We start from the raw sequence: 24458 nt of genomic DNA, 5'->3' as shown, positions 1-24458 counted from the left end.
ATCGCGCCTCGTGCGTATTCAGTGCGCCGGGGTGAACCGGATGGCCTGCCCACCGCCTGCGGCCAGGCGCAACGTGAGCGTATCGGCGCTGGTCACGTTGCGGGTTTCGCGCGCGAACTTGAACGGCGCCTTCTTCCAATGCGCACCGTCCCCGTCGCGGTAAATCTGCGCCTGGTACGTCCGCCCCGGTGCGAGGAACGACAGCGGCACCTGCAGCACGCGACCGTGCTCGTCGGTCATCGCCCCCAGGTACCAGTCCTCGCTGTTGCGGTCCTGGCGCGCCATGGTGACGTAATCGCCGACCTCGCCATTCAGCACGCGGGTGTGCGACCAGTCGGCCGGCACGTCCTTGATGAACTGGAAGGCGTCCATGTGCCGGGCGTAGTTTTCCGGCAGGTCGGCCGCCATCTGCACCGGGCTGTACAGCGTCACGTACAGCGCCAACTGCTTGGCGAGCGTGGTCTGGATGGCCTGCCCGCGGCCCTGCAGGCTGAGGATGCCGGGGGTGAAGTCCATCGGCCCGGCCAGCATGCGGGTGAACACCAGGTTGACCTCGTGTTCTGGCGGGTTCGGCGGATTGCCCCACGCGGCGTACTCCATGCCGCGTGCCCCTTCGCGCGAGACCCAGTTCGGGTACGTGCGACGCAGCCCGGTGTCCTTGATCGGTTCGTGTGCATTGATCGCGATACGGTGGCGGGCCGCCGCCTGCACCACGCGCAGGTGATGGTTGGCGTTCCACTGGCCATCGTGCCACTCGCGCACGATCGTGCCATCGTCGCCGCGGCGTTCGATCTGCCCGGCATCGCAGACGTAGCCGGTCTTGACCACGTCGATGCCCAGGCGCTCGTTCATCGCGAACGCCGCGTCCATCTGGTCCTCGTAGTGGCTGACCGCGCAGGCGGTCTCGTGGTGGCCAATCAGGTGCACGCCCTTGGCCTTGGCATAGGCGGCGAGCGCCTGGATGTCGAAGTCCGGCGTGGCCCGGGTGAAGTTGAAGTCGTAGCCGTTGCCGAACCACTGACCGTCCCAGCCCGGGTTCCAGCCTTCGACCAGCACGCCGCGGAAACCGTGCCGCGCGGCGAAGTCGATGTAGCGCTTGGTGTTGGCCGTGGTGGCGCCGTGCTTGCTGCCGGTGGCCCAACTTTCCTGATCCAGGTGCAACGACCACCAGACGCCGAGGTACTTGGCCGGCTTGAACCAGCTCACGTCACCCAGCGCGTTGGGTTCGTTGAGGTTGAGGATCAGGTTGGAAGACTCGTACAACTCGGCGGCGCTGTCGGCAATCTGCACGGTGCGCCACGGCGTGTGGAACGGTAGCGCGCGGCGCACCTTCCAGCCCTGCGACGCAGGCGAGAGCTGGGCGCGCAGGCGCTGTCCCTCGGTGCGACGCAGCCACATCGCGCTGTAGTCCACCAGCGCCGCCTCGTGGAACGCCAGGTGCAGACCATCGTCGGTGCGCACCGTGATGGGCGTATGGGCCTGGGTCACCTCGCCCAGCGGGGTGTGCTGGTAGAGGTACTCGTAACGGTTCCACTCCCCGGCAGGAATCCACCAGGCCGTGGCCGGCGCGGCGATCGCGAACTCGGTGAGCTCGTCGTCGATGATCACCTCCTCCATCGCCGCCTGCCGCGGAAACTCGTAGCGGAAGCCGATCCCGTCGTCATACACGCGGAACACCACGTCGACGATGCGCCCGGGCTTGATGCTCTCGGTAAAGCGCGCACGCAGTTCGTTGTAGCGGTTGCGCACCTGCCGCGACTCGCCCCACGGCTGCTCCCAGGTCTGGTCAGCGCTGCCCGTGGCTTGGTGGGTCAGTGCGAGGTTGCGCTCCAACTTGCCGGCGCCGCGGATCTGGAAGCCGAGTGTGGACGGCGCGATCACCGGCTCGCCAAACCGCCGCACGTGGTAGCTCAGGCGGCCTTCGTGCAGGTCCAGTCCGGCGGTGAGCACGCCGCTGGGCGACGTGACTTCCGCCACCGTCGCTGCCTGGGACTGGCCCGTGGCGTGAAGGGCGAACAGCAGCAACAGGGCGGTCAGTCGGCGCATCAGGCGGCTCCAGCGGCAGGACGGGAGGGGCGAGTGGCAAAGGCCATCGTCCGTGGGTGGCATTGCCTGGTTGCGGTGCGCGTACTCGTCATGGCGCAGCGATTCGCATCAGGCGAGCATCGCGTAAAAGACCGCATGCGCAGGCAAGTGCAGGGTGCCGTGCTCGACGTGCCCCGCGACCAGGCCATGGCCGTCGAGCGCGGCGGGCGCGAGCCCACTCGGCAATTCGAACCTGCACGGCTGTCCCGACAGATTGAACGCGACCAGCAGCCGCCGTCCCTCGTGCTCGCGGGTGAACGCCAGCACCGGCTCCGGCGCGTCGAGGAAACGAATGTCACCCAGCACCAGCGCCGGATGAGCCTTGCGCCAGCGCAGGAAGCGGCGGGCCGCATTCAGCACCGAGTCCGGTGCGGCCTCCTGGGCTTCGACGGCGCGCGCGCGGTGCTCGGCCGATACCGGCAACCACGGTGCGCCTTCGGTGAACCCGCCGTGCACCGCATCGCGCCAGGGCATGGGCGTGCGGCAACCGTCGCGGCCCTTGAAGTTGGGCCAGAAGGTGATCCCGTACGGGTCCTGCAGTGCTTCGAACGGCACGTCCGCTTCCGGCAGCCCCAGTTCCTCGCCCTGGTACAGGCACACCGAACCACGCAACGAGCACACCAGTGCCACCAGCTGCGATCCCAGCGCCGGCACGGGCGAGGGGCCACCCCAACGGGTCACCGCGCGCCGCACGTCGTGGTTGGAGATGGCCCAGCACGGCCAGCCATCGGCCATCTTCGCCTCCAGCTGCTCCACGGTGCCGCGGATGTAGGCCGCGCTGAAATCATCAACCAGCAGTTCGAAGCTGTAACCCATGTGCAGCCGCTTCTCGGTGACGTACTCGGCCATGGTGGCCAGCGAATCCTCCGAAGAGATTTCGCCCAGCGTCGTCGCCTCCGGATACCGGTCCAGCAGGGTGCGCAGGTCCTCCAGCAGCGCCAGGTTCTCCGGCTGGGTGTTGTTGTAGTAGTGGTACTGGAACGCGTACGGGTTGTCCGCACTGAAGCCGCGGCCAGTACGCGCTTCCACCGGTTTGGGCGGGTTGTCGCGCAGCTGCGCGTCGTGGAACGGAAAATTGATCGAATCCAGGCGCAGGCCGTCCACGCCCTTGTCCAGCCAGAACTGGACACTGTCCAGCATCGCAGCGCGGACGTCGGGGCAATGGAAGTTCAGGTCCGGCTGCGACGACAGGAAGTTGTGCAGGTAGTACTGCCCGCGGCGCGGTTCCCACTTCCACGCCACGCCACCGAAGATCGACAGCCAGTTGTTGGGCGGCGTGCCATCGGGCTTGGCGTCGGCCCACACGTACCAGTCGGCCTTGGGATTGTCGCGGCTCTCGCGGCTTTCCTTGAACCACGCATGCTCCACCGAGGTGTGGCTCAGCACCTGGTCGATCATCACCCGCAGGCCCAGCGAATGCGCCTTGGCCAACAAGCGATCGAAGTCTTCCAGCGTGCCGAACATTGGATCCACATCGCGGAAATCGGCGATGTCGTAGCCGAAGTCGGCCATCGGCGATTTGAAGAACGGCGAGATCCAGATCGCGTCGACCCCGAGGCTGGCCACGTAATCCAGCTTGCGGATGATGCCGGGCAGGTCGCCCACGCCATCCCCGTCGGTGTCCAGGAAGCTGCGCGGGTAGATCTGGTAGATCACCGCGCCACGCCACCAGCGATTGCTCATCGTCCGTCTCTCCGTGGTTCCGCCGGTCGCGCAATGCGGGCGCGCCGGAGCGCCACTATTCCACGCCGTGGCCATGCACGGGCTGGCGCAATCCGGGCGCCGAGGATGAATACGTTTGCAGGCAAACATGTGCAGCAGGCCCGACCTCTACCATGGCCGCGCAGGCTGGCATGGCAGGTGTTACAAGCATTGCCATGCAGGTGCCGAACGTTGTGCATCGCGTCATCCACGAACCAGGCCGATCGTCCATGACCCAAAAACCGCAGCTCTCGTTCTGGCAGATATGGAACATGTGTTTCGGATTCCTTGGCATCCAGTTCGGCTTCGCGCTGCAGAACGCCAACGTCAGCCGCATCTTCCAGACACTGGGCGCGGACGTGGAGGCCATTCCGCTGTTGTGGATCGCCGCGCCACTGACAGGCCTGCTGGTGCAGCCGATCGTCGGGTACCTCTCCGATCGCACGTGGACCGGACTGGGGCGGCGGCGCCCGTATTTCCTCGTCGGCGCGGTGTTCGCATCGCTGGCGCTGTTCCTGTTCCCCAACGTGCCGGCGCTGTGGGTCGCCGCGGGCATGCTGTGGCTGCTGGATGCGTCGATCAACATCTCGATGGAGCCGTTCCGCGCGTTCGTCGGTGACCAGATGGCGCCGTCGCAGCGTCCGACCGGCTACGCCATGCAGAGCTTCTTCATCGGCGTGGGTTCGGTCGTGGCGAGCATGCTGCCGTGGATCCTGCAGCACCTTGGCGTGGACAACACCGCGCCGGACGGGCAGATCCCCGACACCGTGCGCTATGCCTTCTATGCGGGCGGCGTGGTGCTGCTGGGTGCGATTGCCTGGACGGTGCTGCGCACCCGCGAGTACACGCCCGCGCAGTTGGCGGCCTTCTACGACCATGCGCCGGCGGTAGCCGAGGCGTCCCGCGGCGGCGGTCCGGGCCTGCAGCGCTGGCGCGCGATGGCCGCGGCGGCGTTGGTGGTGGGTGTGGCCGGCTGGTTCGCGGTGGGCCGCTTCGGCCTGGACAAACAGCTGTACGTGCTGGCCGGTGGCATCGCAGCCTACGGTGCGTTGCTGCTCCTGGCGATGCGCACGCGGCCCGACGGGATGCTGGCCCACATCATGCAGGACCTGCACACCATGCCGCGCGCGATGCGCCGCCTGGCCATTGTGCAGTTCTTCTCGTGGTTTGCCCTGTTCGCCATGTGGATCTACACGACGCCCGCGGTAACGGCCGTGCATTACGCGGCCACCCATACCAGTTCGGCGGCCTACAACGAAGGCGCCAACTGGGTGGGCGTCTTGTTCGCGGCCTACAACGGTTTCGCCGCGCTCGCTGCGCTGCTGATTCCCGGCATGGTGCGGCGGATCGGGCTGCGCCTGAGCCACCTGGTCAATGCGCTGCTGGGTGCGGCGGGGCTGTTGTCGATGCTGGTGATCGACGATCCGACGTGGCTGCTATTGTCGATGGTGGGCGTCGGCTTCGCGTGGGCGTCGATCCTGTCATTGCCGTATGCGCTGCTCTCGGACAGCGTGCCCGCGGCGAAGATGGGCATCTACATGGGCATCTTCAATTTCTTCATCGTCATTCCGCAGTTGGTGGCGGTGAGCTTGCTGGGGTTGATGGTCAAAGGGCTGTTCGGCAACCAGCCGGTCTATGCGTTGGTGATCGGTGGCGTCAGCCTGGTGCTGGCCGGGCTGTCCGTGCTGCGCGTGCCTGAGCCCGACGCCATGCCCGCTCCGGTCGCGGCGACCGGACACTGAGGACACCTCATGCGCAACCCACTTCGACCCAACCTCATTCCTGCGTTCCTTGCGGCTGGTCGGCCAAGCACTAGCCTCACGCCTCTCCCCGCACTGCGCATCGACGTGCGTACCCGCGCCGCACTGACCGCCCTGGCGCTGGCCACGATGCTGTCGGCCTGCGGCACCGTGGCGCCGCGTCACGCCAACGCCCCGGCGTACTACGGCACCACCGAGCCCATGGCCTCGGACGCCGTGTACTTCGTGCTCACCGATCGCTTCGTCAACGGCGATCCGGCCAACGACCAGCGCACGCAGGGCGGCAGCGATCCGACGCGTCGCACGTTTGATCGCCCGGTGCCCGGCGCCCCCCAGGGTCGCAGCGACAACGTCGGCTACCTCGGCGGCGACTTCAAAGGCCTACTCGACAACGCCGGTTACATCCGCGACCTCGGGTTTGGCGCGGTGTGGCTGACCCCCATCGTCGACAACCCGGACGAAGCCTTTGCCGGGGGCGACCCGGTGGCGTGGGGCGGCATGTTCACCGACCGCGGCAAGACCGGCTACCACGGTTACTGGGGCGTGAACTTCTACACGCTAGACGAGCACCTGCCGAGCCCCGGCCTGGACTTCGCCGGCCTCACCTCCGGCCTCAAGCAGCACGGCCTCAAGACCGTGCTCGATATCGTCGCCAACCACGGCTCCCCGGCGTACACCATGCCGGCGGACCAGCCCAAGTTCGGCGAGATCTACGGCGCGGACGGCACGCTGCTCGCCGACCACCAGAACCTGCACCCCACGCAACTCGACCCGGCGGGCAATCCGCTGCACCGTTGGTACAACACCAGACCGGGCTTGGCGCAGCTGTCGGACATCAACGAGAACGACCCGGCCATACTCGACTATTTCGTCGGCGCGTATTCGCAATGGATCGATCAGGGCGCGGACGCCTTCCGCATCGACACCATCCCGTGGATGCCGCACGCGTTCTGGCACGCGTTCACCACGCGTGTCCGCGAGCGCCACCCCGGCTTCTTCATGTTTGGCGAGGCGTTCGACCACGACGCGGCTACGATCGCCGCGCACACGCTGCCGCACAACGCCGGCGTGAGCGTGCTGGACTTCCCGCTGAAGGAGCGGCTGGCCGAAGTGTTTGGCCGCAAGGGCGGCGGGTTCGAGCGCGTTGCCGAGCGCCTGTACCTGCAGGACGGCCCGTACCAGAACCCGTACGAGCTGATGACCTTCTATGACAACCACGACATGGCGCGGTTGGACGCGCGCGACGAGGGCTTCATCGACGCGCACAACTTCCTGTTCACCGCGCGCGGCATCCCGGTGATCTACTACGGCTCGGAGACCGGGTTCGAGCGCGGCACCGCGGAGCACGCGGGCAACCGCAACTATTTCGGCCAGGCGCGCATCGACGCCGCGCCGCGCAGCGCGATCTACCCGCACCTCAAGCGCATCGCGAACCTGCGCGCGCGCACGCCCGCGCTGCAGCGCGGGCTGCAGGTGAACGTGGAAATGGCCGGCGACCGCGCCGCGTTCTACCGCGTGTACCAGCACGGCGGCCAGGCCCAGATCGCGCTGGTGCTGCTCAACAAGGGCGATGCGCCGGCGGCGTTCGACGTGCGCCAATTCCTCGAGGCAGGCCGTTGGCGTGCGGCGATCGGGGGTGGTGACGTCACCGTGGCCGAAGGCGGTGCGTTGTCGGCGACGGTGCCGGCGCATGGGGTGGAAGTGTTCGTGCGGGAGGCGCCAGTGCAGCGGGCGGACCTGGCCCAGGCGCTTGAGCAGGCCAAGGCCGGCGCCCAGCCACGTCGCTGATGTCCGGGGGCGGTTAGCCGCCGGGAACGGGCGCTCCGGGACAGCCGGGCCGCGGAGGAAGGCCGCGGCTCAGCCCGCCACCGCCCCGCTGGAGCGCCGCACGACCAACTGCGCGGGCAGCGTGACGCTCTCCGCGGGCACGCCCTTCACCAGTTGCAGCAGCGTTTCCACCAGCAACCCGCCCGCCCGGGTGGTGTCCTGCACCACCGTGGTCAGCGACGGGTTGGTGTAGCGCGCGGTCGGGATGTCGTCAAAGCCCACCACGGCCACATCCTCCGGCACCCGCAAGCCCTTCTCGGCCAGTGCCCGGATCGCGCCGATGGCGATGAGGTCACTTGCGGCGAACACCGCATCGAACGGCAGCCCGCGTTCCACCAGCGCCGTGGCGGCGATGTAACCGGACTCTTCGGCGCTGTCGGCGTCCACCTGCAGCGCCGGGTCGAGTGCCAGCCCGGCCGCCTGCAGCGCGACCTCGCAGCCGCGGTAGCGGTCCAGGAACTCCGGATAGCCCCGCGAGGCGTAACCCAGGAACGCCACCCGCCGCCGCCCCAGCGGCACCAGGTGCTCGCCCACCAGCCGGCCGCCGTGGGCGTTGTCACATCCGATCGAGATGCCCGGCTGGTCCGGCTGCACCGCGCCCCAGCGCACGAAACGCGTGCCCTGCGCGACCAGCGCGTCCAGCTTGTCGCGGTACAGGCGGTAGTCGCCGTACCCCAGCAGGATCAGCCCGTCGGCCTTCATGCTGTCCTCGTAATCGGCGTGCCAGTCGTCGGACAGTTGCTGGAAGGACACCAGCAGGTCCTGCCCGTGGCGGGCGCAGGCCCGGGTCACCGACCCCAGGATCGACAGGAAGAACGGGTTGATGTGCGCATGGTCCGGGGTCGGCTCCTCGAACAGCAGCAGCGCCAACGTGCCCGAACGCTGCGTGCGCAGGCTGGAGGCATGCCGGTCCACCTTGTAGTTGAGGGCCCGGACCGCCTCCTCCACCCGCCGCCGGGTCTCGGCATTGACCAGAGGGCTGCCGCGCAGCACCCGCGAGACCGTGGCCTGGGAGACGCCCGCGCGGTGGGCGATGTCGATCGAGGTGGCCTTGGTGCGTTTGCGCATGCCGTCTGGGCGCCGAAAGAAGCGGTTCGCCCGAGTGTAGTCGGAGCGGCCTCGCCTGCGGCGCCTCCATACGGCGTCGGGGCCGCGACCGAGTGCGGAGTCGCATCCACACCGCCCTTTGCGCTTGGCCGAGTGGCCGTCGGCGACCCGTTTACTGGGCCAACGGCAGCCGCGGGGCAGGAGAGATGACCGAAGGAAACACGGCGCGGCTCCACTATCTGGACGCCATGCGCAGTTCGCTGATGCTGCTGGGTGTGGTGCTGCATTCCGCGCGCCCGTATGACTCACACGCATGGAGGGTCAAGGATGAGGCCCGGCTGGAGCTGCTGGATGGCCTGGTGACGTTCATCCATCTGTTCCGGATGCCGGCGTTCTTCGTGGTGGCGGGCTTCTTTGCCATGCACCTGTTGATGCGGCGTCCCGCGCCGGTCTTCCTGCGCGAACGTTTGCGCCGCGTGCTTATACCGCTCTTCGCCACCCTGTTCACCTTCAATGTCATCCAGGTCGCGGTGACCGTCGGTGATGGGGGCGATGCCGGATTCCTGGTGGGGGCCCTGTTGCCGGCGTGGGCGAATGGCAGCTGGGTGTCCCATCTGTGGTTCCTGTCCCTGCTGGCCGTCTATTTCCTTCTGGCGGCGGTGTCGGCGCCGCTGCTGCGGGCGCTCGCCCATCCGGACGCCGTCCGTTGGGGGGAGCGTCCTTGGGTGCTGGCGCTGGTCCTGATGGTGGCCGTGGCCGCGCCGCTGGCGGCGGTCGTCCTGGTCAAGCTGGCCGGGCCCATGCTGAGCACGCCGGTGCTGGGTCTGTTCCGCCCCGATGACCTGCTGTGGTACCTGCCCTGTTTCGCGGTCGGGATGCTCCTGCAGGCGTGGCCTGGATTGTTCGCGCGGTTCGCCCGGGTCAGCCTGCCGGTGTTGGGCCTGGCCGCCGTCGGGGCCGTCGGCATGTATCTCACTGAGGGCCGCGAAGCGGTCGCCTACCGGGCGGCGAATGTCCTGGCCATGGCGCTGTTGTCCTGGATGATGGTGCGGATGGTGTTCTTCCTGTTCCGCATCTGGGCCGACCGGCCTTCACGCACGTTCCAGTACCTGTCCGACGCGAGTTATTCGATCTACCTCTTCCATCACCTGACCGTGATCGCAACCGCGACGGCCCTGCTGCCTGTGGCGCTCGGCGCCGGGATCAAGTTCCTGATCGTGCTGGGGGTGGCCACCCTGGTCCCGTTGGCCATTCACCACTTCCTCATCCGCCGCAGTCCAGTGTTGGCCTACCTGTTCAACGGCCGGGTGCGGGGTGGGGTGCGCTCCGGGGTGGCCGCGCCTCTGGCCCCCGAACCGGGGGCGAGGCGGTTCGAGTCGGGATAGTCTTCTGGCTCGGCGGCGGCGCCCCGAGGCCACGCGCCCATCGGTCCCGCGCCGCCCAATCCTGCGTTCCACGACTGCAACACTGCGGAACTTTTTCCCCCTTTAGCAGTCACACCCCCCGACTGCTAAGATGACCCTTATGACCCAGAACGCCCCCTCTACCGCCCTGGTCGCCAACAACCTCCCCATCCCCGCCGTGGGTGGGCTGGTCCCGCTCGGTTCGCTCGAGGCCTACATCGGCGCCGTGCACCGCATCCCCTTGCTGACCGCCGAGGACGAGCAGGTGCTGGCCCGCCGCTTCCGCGACGAGGAGGACCTCGACGCCGCCCGCGAACTGGTGCACTCGCACCTGCGGTTCGTGGTGCACGTGGCCCGTGGCTACAACGGCTACGGCCTGCAGATGGGCGACCTGATCCAGGAAGGCAACATCGGCTTGATGAAGGCGGTGAAGCGCTTCGACCCGGACCAGGGCGTGCGCCTGGTGAGCTTCGCGGTGCACTGGATCCGTGCCGAGATGCACGAGTTCATCCTCAAGAACTGGCGCATCGTCAAGGTCGCCACGACCAAGGCGCAGCGCAAGCTGTTCTTCAACCTGCGCAAGTCCAAGACCCGCCTGGGCTGGATGAACGCCGAGGAAGTGCGCGCCGTCGCCGCCGACCTCAACGTCTCCGAGCGCGAAGTGCTGGAGATGGAGTCGCGCCTGTCCGGCCGCGACATCGGCTTCGACATGCCGTCCGACGAGGACGACGACCACGCCCCGCCGTCGCCGGCCGCGTACCTGCGCGCCGATGGCGAGGACCCGTCGCAGGCCTATGAGCGCGTCGATGAGGAAGACAACCAGCTGCAGCTGCTGCGCGAGGGCCTGGCCGGTCTGGATGCCCGTTCGCGCGACATCGTCAAGCGCCGCTGGCTGGATGGCGAAGGCAAGGTCACGCTGCAGGAGCTGGCCGATGAGTACGGCGTGTCCGCCGAGCGCATCCGTCAGATTGAGGCCAACGCGTTGAAGAAGATGCGCGCGCTGTTCGCCGCCTGATCTGCTGCTGCAGCAGATCGCTTCGAAAGGCCCGGGCGACCGGGCCTTCGTCGTTTTCCGGCCCGCCGGCGCCGGCGGCGAGAAAACCTCGCACCAGCGACGCCTGACGGCGCGCTAGCCTGCCCCCCATGAACTGGTCGAGCCCGTCCGCCCCGTCGCTTCGCACGCTGGTCGCGCCTCCGGACCCGGACGGGCGTCCGCTGCCCCACTGGCCGGCCGGGCTGGCGCTCATGGTGGTCACGGGCAGCGCGTATTTCGCGCTGGGCCTGGCCGGCTTCCTGCATCTGGCGGTCAACAGCGGCCTGCTGTTCAGCGTGCTGTGGCTGGCCCCGCTGCGCTGCTGGCCCTGGGCGTTCTTCGGCACCGTGCTGGCCCGCAGCCTGGGCGGTGTTCTGGTCCATGACGGTTCAGGCCTGGAGGCCGCCTTCCTGGGTTACTGGTCCGGCCCCGTCCAGTACGTGCTGGGTAACGTGCTGGACCCCTTCCTCATCGGCACGGGCGTGCTGCTGCTGCGACGCTGGCAGATCACCCCGCACACGCCGGCCAGCCTCCAGCAGATCCTGCGCGTGCTGGTCGCGGCACTGTTGTCCTCCGCCGCCGTGATGGCCAAGGACGCGATGTACGTCGTGAACGACGGCCTGGTGGCCGACGTGCGCAACGCGCGCATCGTCGACATCGTGCCCCTGGTGCCGGGCGACAGCCACGCAGCGCTGCTGCTGTTCGCCATCAAGAGCCTGATGGGCACGTTCATCGGCATCCTGCTGGTGGCTCCGCTGCTCGCATGGGTGGTGCACGTCCCGCACCGCCGTGGCTCCCTGCCGATCCTGCGGGACGCTTCGCTGCTGCTGCTGCCCGTGGGCGCCGTCTTCCTGGTCTGGGTGTCCTCGCACCCGGGGGGCGAACTGGTGGAAGTCGTGCGGCGCGTGCTGTTGGTCGGCATCGTCGTGTTCGCGGTGCTACACGGCTGGCGCGGCGCGGTGGTCGCGCTGCTGGTGCTCAGCGCCACCACCACCCTGGAGTCCCACCTCTTCGCCGGCTGGAACGATCCCCGGCGGATGCAGTTGTTCACCGCGGTCACCGGGGCCACCGCGCTGTTGTTCGGGGCCACGGTCGACGGCCTGCGCGCGCAGGCGATGCAGCTGCACCAGGCCAAGGAGGAAAGCGAGCGGCTGGCGCAGGAGCTCAATGCCGCCGCGCGCCGCAACCTGCTGACCGAGGAGCGCGAGCGCCGGCGTCTGGCGGGCGAGTTGCACGACGAGTTCGGCCAGACGCTGACGGCGCTGCAGACCCGGCTCATGCTCATCGCGCCGCAGCTGAGCCAGGGGGGGCACGGTGCGGCCGTGGATTCCCTGCTGGAGCTGACCCGGGCAATGCGCACCAACATCTCCGGCGTGCTTGAGTCGCTGCGTCCTGCCGCGCTGGAACAGCTGGGCCTGTACCGCGCCATCGACCAGGGCTTGGCGCGGCGATTGGCCGAGGATGCCGGGGTCACCTTCGAGACCGTGCTCGAGGGAGACGCGCGCCTGCTGCCGCAACTGGACGACACGCTGCACATCGCCGCCTACCGGTTGGTGCAGGAGGGCGTGACCAACGTCGTGCGCCACGCGCGGGCGCGTCACTGCCGCGTGCGGTTGCGCGTCAACCAACGCGGCGGCGCGCTGTGGCTGTTTGTCGAAGTGCGCGACGATGGCATCGGCGTGCGCCACGGGCACGGACGTGGGCGCGGGCTGGCCAACATGCGCGATCGCGTGCTCGCCCTCGGTGGGCGCATGCACGTGGCCTCGCGTGGTCGCGGCCTGCGCCTGCATGCGTTGCTGCGGCAGTCACTGGACGCTGCGGTACCGCCCGTCTGATGCCGGAGCGTTACCGGGCGCATGCGAGCGCGCCGGGAGCATTTCCGCACTACGCATGCACCGACGCGGTGACAGGGCAGGGCGCGACCAAAGTCGCAGCCGCATGTGCCGAGAAGCGAATTTCATATCGCATGAAACGGTTGACACCACTGACATCGGCGTGGTGTTCTCGTTACCCATGAGCACCGCCCACGCCCTTCGCAAACTTGCCGTATATGCGTCCCTCGACGCTGCCCGGCCGTGTGCGTGTGCCCAAGCCACCGGCCTGAACTGGATTACCAACTTTACCTGGGCACACCGCGCGGGGATCGGGCACGTGTAGGCCAACGCCAACCAGCCCAGGCAACAGTCCTGAACCCCGCGCCCTCGAAAGAAGCGCGGGGTTTTTTGTTCTGGGGCCCCGGCGAGCGTGGCACCCGAAAATCGCAACCGACTCAACCACCGCATTACCCCACCCACCGAGGACCTCGACCATGAACAAGACCAAGCCGAACACCACCCTGTCCCTCTTCGCGCCCTGGTATGCCGCCGTGACCGCGATCCGCGCCGATGCGCAACGGAGGCCCTTGTGAGCGGGGCGCTGGCGGCCGCCCCGCCCTACAGCGCCGAGGTCGTGCCGCTGCACGGCCAGCCGGGTCCCGAGTCGCTGCTCGGCCACTGGCTGGCGCTGGTGTCCAAGAACCGCCAGCTGCAACTGGAACGCGCCGCGCGCAAGTTGCGCATCACCTCCACCGAATGGGTCGCGTTGCGCCAGCTGCAGCGCAGCGGCCGCACCACCCAATGCCGTCTGGCCACCGATGCCGGCCTGACCGCGCCGTCGCTGTCGCGCGCGTTGGCTTCGTTGGAAGACCTGGGCTACGTCGCTCGCAACACCGACATCGATGACATGCGCTTCGTGCGGGTGGAAATCACCGACGCCGGGCGCGCGCTGGTGCCGCAGTTGCTCGAAACCGAGCGCAAGGTGGACCGCGAGCTGTTCGGCGGCCTGGCGCAGGCCGCGCGCGACGAGCTGACGGTGGCGCTGCGCTCGGTGGCGGCCACGCAAGGGTTCGACGGCAAAGCGCCGCGGCGAGGCCGCTGAGCGCGCGAAACGGCCGCGGATCGGGCGGCGCGGTGTGCGACACCCGAATTGCCCGTCGCGCTGTCGGCGCGATGGGGCCATCGGGCGTGGTGTCGACGGTGGGTCAGTACAGGTCGGTCGGGTCGACGTCCAAGGACCAGCGCACGCGGCGCGCTTCGGGCAGCGCATGGATCGCCGGCAGTGCCAGATCCAGCGCGGCGTGCAGGTGGCGCCGGGTGGGCGAGGACAGCAGCAGTTGCTCGCGCTGGTAGCCGGCGCGGCGCGGCATCGGCGCGGGCAGCGGGCCATTGAGCTCGATCATCGCGTCGGGGTCCTGCGGGTCGAACAGCTCGTCGGCGGCGCCGTCGACGGCCGCGCGCGCGGCGCGCAGGAACGCCTGCACGTGTTCGACCTGCTTGGCTTCGGCGCGCAGCAGTACCAGGTGGCCGAACGGTGGGAAGCCGGCCACCTCGCGCTGCACCAGTTCGGTCTCGGCGAACGCGGCGTACCCCCCGCTTAGCAGCGTCAGCAGCAGCGGATGCTCGGGGTGATGGGTCTGCAGCAGCACTTGCCCGGGCTTGTCCGCCCGGCCGGCCCGGCCGGCCACCTGGATGAGCAGCTGCGCCAGCTTCTCCGGCGCGCGGAAGTCCGCCGAGAACAGGCCTTCGTCGATCCCAACCACCGCGACCAGGGTGAGGTTGGGCAGGTCATGGCCCTTGGCCAGCATCTGCGTGCCGACCAGGATGCCGGGGTCGCGGCCAAACGCGGCCAGGTGCTTCTCCAGCGCGTCTCGGCCCTGGGTGGTGCCGCGGTCGATGCGCCGCACCGGCACGTCGGGGAAACGCGCGGACAGCACCTCCTCAATGCGTTCGGTGCCGGCGCCCTGCGGCTGCAGTGACAACCCGCCGCAGTCGGGGCAGGCATTGGGCGCCGGGCGTCGGGTGCCGCAGTGGTGGCACTGCAGGCGCCGACCGGCGGCGTGCACGGTCATCGGCGTCGCCTTGTCCGGCGTGCTGCAACGCGGGCAGTGCGCGCTCCAGCCGCAGTCATGGCAGAGCAGCACCGGCGCGTAGCCGCGGCGGTTCTTGAACACCAGCACCTGCCCGCCGGCCTCCAGCGCACGCCCCACGCCCTCGAGCAGTTCCGGCGACAGGCCCGCCTCCAGCGGGCGCTTGCGCACGTCCAGCACGCGCACGTGCGGCGGTTGCGCAGCCCCGGCACGGACCGGCAGGCGCAGGTGGCGGTAGCGGCCGCTGCGCGCGTTGTGCAGCGACTCCAGCGACGGCGTCGCACTGCCCAGCAGCACCGGCACGCCCAGCGCCTTGCCGCGCACCAGGGCAAAGCCGCGGGCGTGGTAGCGGATGCCGTCCAGTTGCTTGAAGCTGCCGTCGTGCTCCTCGTCCACCACGATCAGGCCCGCCTCGGGCAGGGGCAGGAACACGGCCGAGCGCGTGCCCACCACCACCCGCGCCTCGCCGCGCGCCATGGCGGCCCAGGTGCGGGCGCGATCGCCGTCGCTCAGGCCCGAATGCAGCGCGTGCACGGGCACCCCCAGCCGCGCGCGGAAGCGGGCCAGTGTCTGTGGGGTCAGGCCGATCTCGGGCACCAGCACCAGCGCTTGCCGCCCGCGCGCCAGGCAGTCGGCGATGGCGTGCAGGTAGACCTCGGTCTTGCCGCTGCCGGTGACGCCATCCAGCAGCAGGGCAGCGAAGCCGTCGCGCGCGGCCAGCACCGCATCCACCGCGGCCTGCTGGTCCGGATTGAGCGCGGGGCCGGGACGCGGTTCGGGGGCCACCGTCGCAGGGGCCACCGCGATGCGTTCGGCCAGGCCGCGCTGGGCCAAGGTGCGGGCAGCGGCCCGCCAGCCGCCGCGCCCCCACGGGGCGGGTACGGCCGTGGGGGGCGGCTCCGCGGGGTCACCGGCTGCCGCCGCGCTGTCGCTGTCGGCCGGGGCCTCGGGAAGGGGCGTGGAGGCGCTGCCCGCCGCGTCCAGCCTTTCCTCCGTCACCGGCTGGGCGGCGGTCGCCAGATATTCCGCGAGGTGGCGGGGGGCCCCCGCGCGCAGCGCCGCTCGCGCCGTCTCGCCCGCCTCGGTCAGCCGCCAGGCCCACGCCTGAGTCATGGCCAGCGGGTCGCCCTGGCGCAGCGACGCGGGCAACGCGGTGGCGAGCACCTCGCCCAGCGGGGCGTGGGTGTACCGCGACAGCCAGCCCAGCGAGTCGTACAGCTCGCCCGAGAGCAGGGGGATGGCGTCGAGCGCGGGCCCGGCGTCGCGCAGGGCAACCGCCTCGGCGGCGTCCGCGGTCCCGACGCCGGCCACGACGCCCACCAGTTCCCGTGATCCGAACGGCACGCGCACCCGCTTGCCGATGTCGGCCCGGCTGGCGGCGTGCCCGGCCGGGGGACGGTAGTCAAACAGGCGCGCCAGCGGCACCGGAACGGCGACCCGCCAGACGGGAGATGGGGCTGTCGAAGCGGCTTCGGCCATGCTTCCAGTCTACGGTGCCCGGGGCCCGTCTCATCCATTGCGACAGTTGGATGGCATTGCTGGTCCGCCGTTCATGAATGCCACGTAAGTGGCCGTGGCGAAAGCAAATTCATCGTTATCCACACATCTTGTGGATAACTCTGTGCATGGCACTCCGGCACGGATGCGTGAAGCCGTGAAAACAAGCGCTTCGCTCAGCTTGGACAAAAAAGTGCCAAGGAGCATTTGTCAAGAAAAAACAATGCCTTACGTGTGAAACATTTGTGTACGCCAGCCCGGGCGTGCTGCGCTGCATCGTCCAATGACGGAATTTTGACCGCTGTGCACAACCGCGATTCGCTGCAACCCGCGCCGTTGCGGCGTGGGCGCCGGCAAAAGGGTTTGTCAAGCGAATATTGGGACATGGCTCTCGTTATGATGAGACCCATGTCGATGCTGTTCCCGCCGCTGTAGTGCCCCCGGTTGTATCCAGCCCCTCGCCGGCCCTGAATGCGTTCCTCCGCGGCGTTGAGCGTCGGGGGGCGGTGCTGGCTGAATTGCAGTGCGGGGACGCCGAAACCGGGGATGCCGCGCTCCTGTCGGCCATGGCGGCGTTTCGTGCCGAAGCCGCCGGCCAGCCGATGGCGAACTGGCCGCGCCGGTTCTGGGCGTTGCTGTTGGCCGAACCGGCGATGCGCCAGCGCGTGGCGGTGGCCTTGCCACTGGACGCCACGGATCGCCTGGGCGACGTGGCCACAGGACCCCGCGCGGCGCTGCTGTTGCGGCTGGCGGCGGGGCTGTCGGAGGCCGATGCCGCTGGCGTGCTGGGGATCGGGACGTCCAGTTACCGGTTGGCTTTGCGCCGCGCCTTGCCCCACCACGTCGATGGGCGCGCCGATCCGCAAGCCTGGCAGCACCTGCGCGACCGGGTGCATCGCCGGATCAAGACCCTGGAGCCCGCCCGCCTGGGGCGTTTGGCCGAGGCGCGCGACGCGCTGATGCGTGGCGAAGCGCCGCCCCGCGGCGCGGGAGCGGCGGCCGGGGCGATCGACGCGCCGCGCCGCCCGCGCTGGCTGCTGCCGCTGCTGTGGCTCCTGCTGATCGCCTGCGCGGTCGCCTTCGTGGCCACCTGGTGGTGGCCCAACCAGGGACTGGGGGGCGGGTGGGGCCACGGTGTGCAGATCGAGCCGCTGGCGCCCGCGGACCCACCCATGGCCACGCTGCCGGACGAGGCGCGGCTCATGGCGCACCCGGATTTCGACTTGTTGGCCGACCCTGCCGGTCGGGACGCCGCCGCGAACTTTCCGTTTCAGGCATGGCTGGCGGCCGTGGATGCGGGCGCTGTCACGCCCGAGCGGGCGGCCCCCGCCCCGGACGACGCCCCGGGCAGTCCGATGGCGCAGCCGCTGCCCGCGTTGCCCGCCGATGCAATGCCGCTCTTGGAGTCGCTGGACGAGGGAGACGCCCATGCCGAGCCGTGAGTGCCAGAGGCGCCGTTGGCTGCTGCTTCCGCTGCTGCTGGGCTTGGGGGTCTCCCAGGCCGCCTCACTGCTGGACGCGTTTGGCGACAGTCTGGCCCGGCTCTCGCCGGCGCAACGCCAGCAGTTGCAGGCCCGGGCCGCACGCTGGGAGGCCTGGAGCGACCGTGAGCGCGACGCCTTCCGCGGGCGCGCCGCGGCGTGGGCCGCGCTCACGCCCGCCGAACGCGCCGAGCTGCGTGAACGGTATGCCGCGTGGACGCGACTTCCACCGGACGAGCAGGCGCAGCTGAAGGCCGTCGCGGCCCGCTGGCAGCGGCTTGATCCGCCCCAGCAACAGGTGTGGCGCGAACGGTTTGGCGCGTTGGACGGGAGTGAGCAACGGGGCTGGCTGCTGGGGCCCACGCTGGGCGTGGACTATCCGCGGTTGCAGCCGCTGCTGGCGCAGGTGCCTCCACTGGAGCGGGCGTCCCTGCTGCGCGTGCTGCGCGAGCTGACGCCGTTGCAGCGTGCCGACCTGGCCGTGCTCGTGCAGCGCACGCCGCCGCAGGCGCGCGCCCGACTGCGGCACGAGTTGGTATCGACGGCCGCGGAGCAGCGTGCGGCCTGGCTGGCGCAGCGCCTGGACCGCTAAGCGCGGCTTACATGCCGACGATGCCTGCCAGCAGGGCGTACAGCGCGGCGAACGAGACCAGCACCACGTAGACGCAACCGACCACCGCGTACTTGGCGCTGGTGGCCAGCCACCCCTGGCGATACACGCGCTTCTGCATCAACAGCAGGTAGATCGGGACCCAGCACCACAGCAGCACGGTGCCCAATGTGGTCATTGACTCGACGAAGCTGGCGCGGGCGGCGGCGGCATTGCCGATGGCAGCCAGCAGGAACGAGGCCAGCAGGGCGAGCAGCATGAACGCATGGCTGTACAGCGCAACGGCCAGGTGTTCCAGGTACAGGCGCCGCGAGCCGACGTAAAACACCTTCAGCAGCAGCGCGAACACCGGCACCAGCACGAACAGCGCCGTGGGGAGCGCGCCCATGAATGCCTGCAGCAGCGCATCCTGGTTGGTGCCCATCGTCGCCATGTTGCGCTGGGCCCGTGCGGCGCGATCGGTGAGCCAGCGGTTGGCGAAGTCGGGCAACCAGGCAATCTGGACTGGATCCTTCTCCGGGTCCCAGTCGCGTTCAATCGTGATGCCGCTTTGCTTCCCGGACGGCGCGGGGGGCGCCGCCGCCGGTTCGGGCTTGGCGACCGAGGGTGACGCACCCGGCGGCCTCGCCGACGCCGGACCGCGCAATTCGGCGATGCGTGCAGCCGCCGCCCCCTCGATCTGCGTGCGCGCGATCACCAGCGCAGGGCTGGCGCCGGGGGTCTTGGCGGCTTCGCGCTCGGCCTCGACGAGTTTGCGCAGCGCGTCGTCGCGGGCGCTTTCCACCTCGGCGACCGTGTCCATCTGCGCGAAGCGGGTGTCGCCCGGTTTCACTTCGAAGGCCGGGCCTTCGGCGTGCACGGTCAACTTGCCGACGAAGAACGTGATCAGGCTGAGGATGACGAACAGGCGCAGCGGTGCGATGTAGCGCATGCGGTGGCCGGCCAGGTACTCCAGCGCCACGCGGCCTGGCGACAACAGGTGGCGCAGCGTGCGGAACACGCGGCCGTCCAGGTGCCAGAACGATTCGAACACGTCCTCGATGGCATGGCCGACATGGCGCACCGGGTTGGCCACGGGCTGTCCGCAGGCGTGGCAATACGGGCCCTGCAGCGGTTCGTTGCAGTTCTCGCAGTGCGTGAGTGAATCCGAGCCCATGGTGTCCCGCTCCCTGATCGCGCCGCCCCGTCATCGGCGAGGCGCTAAGATAGCCGTCCGCCGCGACCCGGCGCCAGCGTCCGCCACCGGTTGCGACGACGCGGCTGCAGTCGCTGGCCGACTCGCCATGTCCTCCGCATCCCCACCGACTCCCCTCGCGCCCGAAGCGCGACCCAGCGTGCGCCTGTCGGGTGAAATCCGGACCAGCGCGTTGCTGGCAGCGCCGCTGGTGGCCGGGCACGTGTCCACCGGTCTGATCGGATTCGTCGACAACGTGCTCGCCGGGCACCACGGCACCGGCACGTTGGCCTCGGTCACCATTGGCACCGCGTTGTGGTGGCTGCCGATGATGGTGCCGATCGGCACCCTGCTGTCGGTGCCGCCCACGGTGTCGCAGCTCGACGGCGCCGGCCGGCGCGGCGAGATCGGCGCGGTGTTCCGCCAGGCGCTGTGGCTCGCGCTGGGGCTGGCGGTGGTGCTGTTCGGCTTCATGACCGTGCTGCCGCTGGTGCTGGCGCCGTTTGGCATCGCGCCGGAGATCATTCCCGGCGCCACCGCGTTCCTGCACGGCATCCGCTGGGGCGTGCCGGCGCTGACGCTGTTCTTCACCATGCGCTACCTCAGCGAAGGGCTGCACTGGACGTTGCCGACCATGCTGATCAGCGCGGCCGGCCCGCTGCTGTTGCTGCCGATGGGGTGGGCGCTGACGTTCGGCCGCCTGGGGTTGCCCGAAATGGGCGCGGGGGGGCTCGGCCTCGCGTCGGCGGTGATGCTGTGGTTGCAGGCCATCGCCTTCCTGCTGGTGCTGCGCCGCGCGCGTCGCTTTGCCGATCTTGGCCTCTTCGCGCGCTTCGACCGCCCGCACTGGCCGACCATCCGCGGGCTGCTCGCCACCGGCCTGCCCATTGGCGTGACCGTGCTCATGGAAGGCAGCCTCTTCATCGTCACCGCGCTGCTGATCGGGCGGCTGGGCGAGGTGCCGGCCGCGGCGCACCAGATCGCGATCAACGTCGCCACGCTGTGCTTCATGGTGCCCATGGGCCTGGCCGAAGCGACCACCGTGCGCGTGGGGCACGCGCTGGGCCGCGGTGACGTGCTTGGCGTGCGCCGCGCGGCGTGGGCAGGCCTGTGCATCGTCCTGGCCAGCCAGTTGGTGTCGGCCACGGTCCTGCTGACCGCCAACGAGTGGGTGGTGGGCATCTACACGCGGGATGCCGCGGTGGCCACGCTGGCCGCAGGCCTGCTGGTGTACGCAGCGATGTTCCAGTTTCCCGATGGCGTGCAGGTGATGTCGGCCGGTTCGCTGCGTGGCCTGCAGGACACGCGCGTGCCGATGTTCCTGGCCATGTTCGCGTACTGGGGCGTGGGCATGCCGGTCGGCGCCGGCCTCGGGCTGGGCCTGGGCTGGGGCCCGAAGGGCATGTGGATCGGGCTGATTGCGGGCCTCACCGTGGCCGCGCTGTTGCTGGGCGGGCGCTTCCTGCGCGCCAGTGCGCCGGGTCGGCTGGTGCGCCGGTATCCGGGCTAGGCCGGGTCAGGCGGACCGGCGTCATGCCGCGCCGCGCGCGGACGCGGCAGGCGGGATCAGGCTGAAGGGGGGGGGGAGCCTGGGGCCCCACGCGTTTTCGACCTTCACGGGTCGACGGCCGGGCCGCAGGCACGCTGTGCCCCGACCCGGTGACCAATGGCCGATGTGCGTCCGGCCGACCCAGCGCTAACCTCACTTCCAAACGTCCCATGCCCCTCGGAGGGCAACGCCGCAATGAGCACCCAACCCCCTCGCCGTGGTCCCCTCGTCCGCCTGCTTGTCGGGCTGTGGGATGCGATGAACTTCACCCGGCGCCTGATCTTCAACGTGGTGTTCTTCGGCCTGCTCATCCTGTTCCTGGCCGTGCTGGGCGCAGGCGACCGCACCCGCCCGCTGCTGGACCGCAGTGCGCTGGTCATCGCGCCGGAAGGCGAGCTGGTGGAGCAGTACACGGTGGATCCGGCCTTGCGCGCCTTCGCTCGCGCGATGGGCGATGGCCAGGACGAAGTGCGCCTGCGCGACCTGCTGGGCGCGCTGGACGCGGCCGCCAAGGACAAGCGCATCGAGCGCGTGGTGCTGCACCTGGACGGGCTCAGCGGCGGCGGCATGGCCTCGCGGCGCGAGATCGCGGCGGCCGTGGCGCGCGTGCGCGCCAGCGGCAAGCAGGTGGTCGCATTCGCCGAGGCGATGGACCAGGGGCAATACCTGATGGCGGCGCAGGCCAACGAGGTCTACCTCGACCCGATGGGCGGCATGTTCCTCGAGGGCCTGGGCCGCTACCGCCAGTATTTCCGCGAGGGCCTGCAGGACAAGCTCGGCGTGGACGTGCACCTGTTCAAGGTGGGCGAATACAAGTCCGCCGCCGAGCCCTACGTGCTGGATGCGGCTTCGCCGGCCGCCAAGGAAGCCGACCTGTTCTGGATGAACGACGTGTGGCAGCGCTACGTGGCCGACGTGGCCAAGGTGCGCAAGCTCGACCCGGCCGCGATCACCGCCGGCATCGACACGCTGCCGGCGGGTATTGCCGCGGCCGGCGGCGACCTGGCCAAGTACGCGCTGCAGCAGAAGCTGGTCGACGGCCTGAAGACGCGCGAGGAGTTCGACGCGCTGATGATCGAGCGCGGCGTCGCCGATGCCGACGCCGAGGGTGGCTACCGCCAGGTGTCGCTCGAGGGCTACCTGGCGCACGTCAACACGCGGCTCAACGCGTTGGAACCGGGCCGCGACCAGATCGCGGTGGTGGTGGCCGAAGGCGAGATCACCGGCGGCGAGCAGCCGCCGGGCACGATCGGCGGCGTGTCCACGTCGGCGCTGCTGCGCGAGGCGCGTGACGACGACCACGTCAAGGCGGTGGTGTTGCGCGTGGATTCACCGGGTGGCGAAGTGTTCGCGTCCGAACAGATCCGCCGCGAAGTGGAAGGCCTGAAGGCCGCCGGCAAGCCCGTGGTTGTGTCGATGGGCGACCTGGCCGCGTCGGGCGGCTACTGGATCAGCATGAACGCCGACCGCATCTACGCCGATCCGTCGACCATCACCGGCTCGATTGGCATCTACGGCCTGATCCCGACCCTCCCGCGCACGCTGGAGAAGATCGGCGTGCGCACCGACGGCGTGGGCACCACGCGCTTCGCCGGCGCGTTCGACATCACCCGTGCGCTGTCGCCGGAGGTGGGGCAGGTGATCCAGTCGGTGATCGACAAGGGTTACCGTGATTTCACCGGCCGGGTGGCCGCGGCGCGCAAGCAGCCGGTGGCGAAGATCGATGAGGTGGCGCGTGGCCGCGTGTGGAGCGGCGCGCAGGCGAAGGAGCGCGGCCTGGTCGATGAACTCGGCGGCCTGCAGGCGGCCATCGACGATGCTGCCGCGCGCGCCAAGCTCGGCAAGCGCGATGCCTATGGCGTGCGCTACATCGAGAAGGCCGGATCGCCGCTCGAGCAGTTCTTCGCCGGGTTTGCCGAGAGCCGCATCGGTGCGGTGCTGCTGCAGGACTCGTCGCTGGTGCAGGCGCTGGTGGCGCAGGCGATGCCGCAGGCGGCGGACGAACTGCGGTTCCTGCAGAGCGCGGTGAAGCCGACCCGCGGCGTGCCGGTGAAGGCGCTGGCGTATTGCTTCTGCGGGCTGTGACGCTCGGGATCGTGCACGTGTCACTGGCCTGAAAGGAAACGCCCGGCACTAGCCGGGCGTTTTCATTGGCGTTGAGCGTTGAGCGTTGAGCTGGGGGCTTGGGGCGTCAGGTGTGGGACGCACGACGCCCCGTGCGCCCTGCGTGGGCGCGCTCAGCCGCCCGCGGCTTCAATCGCGTCGCGCTGCGCCTTGGCCGCATCGTCCACCGCGCCTTCGACCGCACGCGCCTTGTCCTGCGGCGCCTGGATGGCATCGCGCAATTCGGTGTGGCGGGCCGGGACACTGGCTTGCGGCTCGGGCGGACGCTCCTTGTCGGGCGGCTCGGGGCGCGAGCAGGCAGTGGCCCACAGGGCCACGCAGATCGACAGTGCCGCGGCAAGTCGGCGCGGCTGCGCGCAGTGGAGCAGGGGACGCATCGCGGCGCGGGCAAGGCGGCGTGGCTCGGTCATGGCGGCACTCCGGAACGGACCTGCGGCTATCCTACGCCGTGCGCGCACGTGCGCGAGGACATTCGGAGAGGCCCATGGACCCCAAGCGCTGGCGACTGGACGGACAACTGGCCCTGGTCACCGGCGGCAGCGCGGGCATCGGCCACGCCATCGCCCGCGAGCTGCTGGGCTTCGGTGCCGACGTGCTGCTGGCGGCCCGCGACCCGGCCGCGCTGGAGCGGACGCGCACCGAACTGCTGGAGGACTTCCCCGAGCGCGAGGTGCAGGTGTTCGCCGCTGACGTCGCCGACGCCGAGCAGCGCCGCGAACTGCTGGACTGGGTGGAGGACTTTGGCGAAGGCCTGCACCTTCTGGTCAACAACGCCGGCGGCAACCTCGGCAAGCCGGCCACCGACTACACCGAAGACGAGTGGCGCCAGATCTTCGAGATCAACCTGTATTCCGCGTTCGAGCTGTCGCGCTACGCGTACCCGTTGCTCACCCGCCACGCCAGCTCGGCCATCGTCAACGTCGGCAGCGTGTCGGGCCTGACCCACGTGCGCACCGGCGCGCCGTACGGCATGAGCAAGGCGGCGATGCACCAGATGACGAAGAACCTCGCGGTGGAGTGGGCCGAGGACGGCATCCGCGTCAATGCGGTCGCGCCGTGGTACATCCGCACCCGCCGCACCTCCACCAAGCTGGCCGACCCGGATTACCTGGACGAGGTGCTGCTGCGCACGCCGATGGGCCGCGTGGGTGAACCGGAGGAGGTGGCCGCGGCGGTCGCGTTCCTGTGCCTGCCGGCGTCAAGTTATGTCACCGGCGAGTGCATCGCGGTGGATGGCGGGTTCCTGCGCTACGGCTTCTGACG

At 69.7% G+C, this 24458-nt stretch carries 17 protein-coding genes; 11 read left to right on the top strand and 6 right to left on the bottom strand.

The window, feature by feature from the left end:
- Nucleotides 1-18 precede the first annotated feature (18 nt).
- Together ACYVBS_RS03190 and ACYVBS_RS03185 are read right to left on the bottom strand one after the other, a co-directional pair.
- Nucleotides 19-2046 (bottom strand): glycoside hydrolase family 97 protein, encoded by a 2028-nt coding sequence (locus ACYVBS_RS03190; RefSeq protein WP_460821734.1) that lies wholly within the window; start codon nt 2044-2046, stop codon nt 19-21.
- A gap of 108 nt (nt 2047-2154) precedes the next feature.
- Entirely contained in the window at nt 2155-3768 is a 1614-nt protein-coding gene (locus tag ACYVBS_RS03185; RefSeq protein WP_460821732.1) for an alpha-glucosidase family protein, read from the bottom strand.
- Nucleotides 3769-3920: 152 nt separating this feature from the next.
- On the opposite strand from ACYVBS_RS03185, the gene ACYVBS_RS03180 reads away from it, so the two are divergent.
- Together ACYVBS_RS03180 and ACYVBS_RS03175 are read left to right on the top strand one after the other, a co-directional pair.
- Nucleotides 3921-5528 (top strand): MFS transporter, encoded by a 1608-nt coding sequence (locus tag ACYVBS_RS03180; protein WP_460821730.1) that lies wholly within the window; start codon nt 3921-3923, stop codon nt 5526-5528.
- A 147-nt stretch (nt 5529-5675) separates the two neighbouring features.
- Nucleotides 5676-7334 (top strand): alpha-amylase family glycosyl hydrolase, encoded by a 1659-nt coding sequence (locus ACYVBS_RS03175; protein ID WP_460822169.1) that lies wholly within the window; start codon nt 5676-5678, stop codon nt 7332-7334.
- Nucleotides 7335-7403: 69 nt separating this feature from the next.
- Here ACYVBS_RS03175 and ACYVBS_RS03170 read toward each other — a convergent pair whose 3' ends face one another.
- Nucleotides 7404-8441, bottom strand: a complete 1038-nt coding sequence (locus ACYVBS_RS03170; protein WP_460821728.1) for a LacI family DNA-binding transcriptional regulator — start codon at nt 8439-8441, stop codon at nt 7404-7406.
- Nucleotides 8442-8626: 185 nt separating this feature from the next.
- On the opposite strand from ACYVBS_RS03170, the gene ACYVBS_RS03165 reads away from it, so the two are divergent.
- The 4 genes from ACYVBS_RS03165 (at nt 8627) to ACYVBS_RS03150 (ending at nt 13772) form a co-directional block, all read left to right on the top strand.
- Nucleotides 8627-9805: an acyltransferase family protein gene (locus tag ACYVBS_RS03165; protein ID WP_460821727.1), complete on the top strand. Its 1179-nt coding sequence runs from the start codon at nt 8627-8629 to the stop codon at nt 9803-9805.
- A gap of 139 nt (nt 9806-9944) precedes the next feature.
- Complete coding sequence (gene rpoH, locus ACYVBS_RS03160; RefSeq protein WP_460821726.1) at nt 9945-10838, top strand: RNA polymerase sigma factor RpoH; 894 nt, start codon at nt 9945-9947, stop codon at nt 10836-10838.
- 128 nt (nt 10839-10966) lie between these two features.
- Nucleotides 10967-12691 carry an ATP-binding protein gene (locus ACYVBS_RS03155; RefSeq protein WP_460821725.1) on the top strand — a complete coding sequence of 575 codons (1725 nt, stop codon included), beginning with the start codon at nt 10967-10969 and terminating at the stop codon, nt 12689-12691.
- A 568-nt stretch (nt 12692-13259) separates the two neighbouring features.
- Nucleotides 13260-13772: a MarR family winged helix-turn-helix transcriptional regulator gene (locus tag ACYVBS_RS03150; protein WP_460821724.1), complete on the top strand. Its 513-nt coding sequence runs from the start codon at nt 13260-13262 to the stop codon at nt 13770-13772.
- A 103-nt stretch (nt 13773-13875) separates the two neighbouring features.
- Here the strand turns inward: ACYVBS_RS03150 and ACYVBS_RS03145 are convergent, their stop codons facing one another.
- The gene (locus ACYVBS_RS03145; protein ID WP_460821723.1) at nt 13876-16239 is read right to left on the bottom strand and encodes a primosomal protein N'; all 2364 of its coding nucleotides are present in this window, start codon (nt 16237-16239) and stop codon (nt 13876-13878) included.
- 524 nt (nt 16240-16763) lie between these two features.
- Here ACYVBS_RS03145 and ACYVBS_RS03140 point away from each other — a divergent pair.
- Nucleotides 16764-17699 carry a hypothetical protein gene (locus ACYVBS_RS03140; RefSeq protein ID WP_460821722.1) on the top strand — a complete coding sequence of 312 codons (936 nt, stop codon included), beginning with the start codon at nt 16764-16766 and terminating at the stop codon, nt 17697-17699.
- Nucleotides 17686-18330 carry a DUF3106 domain-containing protein gene (locus ACYVBS_RS03135; protein WP_460821721.1) on the top strand — a complete coding sequence of 215 codons (645 nt, stop codon included), beginning with the start codon at nt 17686-17688 and terminating at the stop codon, nt 18328-18330. Before ACYVBS_RS03140 ends, ACYVBS_RS03135 begins: the two co-directional genes overlap by 14 nt.
- Before the next feature lie 7 nt (nt 18331-18337).
- Here the strand turns inward: ACYVBS_RS03135 and ACYVBS_RS03130 are convergent, their stop codons facing one another.
- Nucleotides 18338-19504, bottom strand: coding sequence for a DUF3667 domain-containing protein (locus tag ACYVBS_RS03130; protein ID WP_460821720.1), 1167 nt, complete (start codon nt 19502-19504; stop codon nt 18338-18340).
- Between the two features lie 127 nt (nt 19505-19631).
- Between ACYVBS_RS03130 and ACYVBS_RS03125 the strand changes: the two genes are divergently transcribed.
- Both ACYVBS_RS03125 and sppA read left to right on the top strand, forming a co-directional pair.
- Nucleotides 19632-21032, top strand: coding sequence for an MATE family efflux transporter (locus tag ACYVBS_RS03125; RefSeq protein ID WP_460821718.1), 1401 nt, complete (start codon nt 19632-19634; stop codon nt 21030-21032).
- A gap of 234 nt (nt 21033-21266) precedes the next feature.
- Complete coding sequence (gene sppA / locus ACYVBS_RS03120; protein WP_460821717.1) at nt 21267-23156, top strand: signal peptide peptidase SppA; 1890 nt, start codon at nt 21267-21269, stop codon at nt 23154-23156.
- A gap of 152 nt (nt 23157-23308) precedes the next feature.
- Here sppA and ACYVBS_RS03115 read toward each other — a convergent pair whose 3' ends face one another.
- On the bottom strand, nt 23309-23605 hold the full coding sequence (locus ACYVBS_RS03115) for a hypothetical protein (RefSeq protein WP_460821716.1): 297 nt from the start codon (nt 23603-23605) through the stop codon (nt 23309-23311).
- 74 nt (nt 23606-23679) lie between these two features.
- Between ACYVBS_RS03115 and ACYVBS_RS03110 the strand changes: the two genes are divergently transcribed.
- On the top strand, nt 23680-24456 hold the full coding sequence (locus ACYVBS_RS03110; RefSeq protein WP_460821715.1) for an SDR family oxidoreductase: 777 nt from the start codon (nt 23680-23682) through the stop codon (nt 24454-24456).
- Nucleotides 24457-24458 lie beyond the last annotated feature (2 nt).

The organism is Lysobacter olei (assembly GCF_054777355.1).
Note: the sequence above shows the minus strand (reverse complement) of the source record. Positions and strands in the feature narration are given on the sequence as shown.

What these genes read in the sequence shown, in the direction of transcription:
- ACYVBS_RS03190 (WP_460821734.1), bottom strand. Translation starts at nt 2,046, where the DNA reads ATGCGCCGACTGACCGCCCTGTTGCTGCTGTTCGCCCTTCACGCCACG.
- ACYVBS_RS03185 (WP_460821732.1), bottom strand. Translation starts at nt 3,768, where the DNA reads ATGAGCAATCGCTGGTGGCGTGGCGCGGTGATCTACCAGATCTACCCG.
- ACYVBS_RS03180 (WP_460821730.1), top strand. Translation starts at nt 3,921, where the DNA reads ATGGCCGCGCAGGCTGGCATGGCAGGTGTTACAAGCATTGCCATGCAG.
- ACYVBS_RS03175 (WP_460822169.1), top strand. Translation starts at nt 5,676, where the DNA reads ATGCTGTCGGCCTGCGGCACCGTGGCGCCGCGTCACGCCAACGCCCCG.
- ACYVBS_RS03170 (WP_460821728.1), bottom strand. Translation starts at nt 8,441, where the DNA reads ATGCGCAAACGCACCAAGGCCACCTCGATCGACATCGCCCACCGCGCG.
- ACYVBS_RS03165 (WP_460821727.1), top strand. Translation starts at nt 8,627, where the DNA reads ATGACCGAAGGAAACACGGCGCGGCTCCACTATCTGGACGCCATGCGC.
- rpoH (WP_460821726.1), top strand. Translation starts at nt 9,945, where the DNA reads ATGACCCAGAACGCCCCCTCTACCGCCCTGGTCGCCAACAACCTCCCC.
- ACYVBS_RS03155 (WP_460821725.1), top strand. Translation starts at nt 10,967, where the DNA reads ATGAACTGGTCGAGCCCGTCCGCCCCGTCGCTTCGCACGCTGGTCGCG.
- ACYVBS_RS03145 (WP_460821723.1), bottom strand. Translation starts at nt 16,239, where the DNA reads ATGGCCGAAGCCGCTTCGACAGCCCCATCTCCCGTCTGGCGGGTCGCC.
- ACYVBS_RS03135 (WP_460821721.1), top strand. Translation starts at nt 17,686, where the DNA reads ATGCCGAGCCGTGAGTGCCAGAGGCGCCGTTGGCTGCTGCTTCCGCTG.
- ACYVBS_RS03130 (WP_460821720.1), bottom strand. Translation starts at nt 19,504, where the DNA reads ATGGGCTCGGATTCACTCACGCACTGCGAGAACTGCAACGAACCGCTG.
- ACYVBS_RS03125 (WP_460821718.1), top strand. Translation starts at nt 19,632, where the DNA reads ATGTCCTCCGCATCCCCACCGACTCCCCTCGCGCCCGAAGCGCGACCC.
- sppA (WP_460821717.1), top strand. Translation starts at nt 21,267, where the DNA reads ATGAGCACCCAACCCCCTCGCCGTGGTCCCCTCGTCCGCCTGCTTGTC.
- ACYVBS_RS03115 (WP_460821716.1), bottom strand. Translation starts at nt 23,605, where the DNA reads ATGACCGAGCCACGCCGCCTTGCCCGCGCCGCGATGCGTCCCCTGCTC.
- ACYVBS_RS03110 (WP_460821715.1), top strand. Translation starts at nt 23,680, where the DNA reads ATGGACCCCAAGCGCTGGCGACTGGACGGACAACTGGCCCTGGTCACC.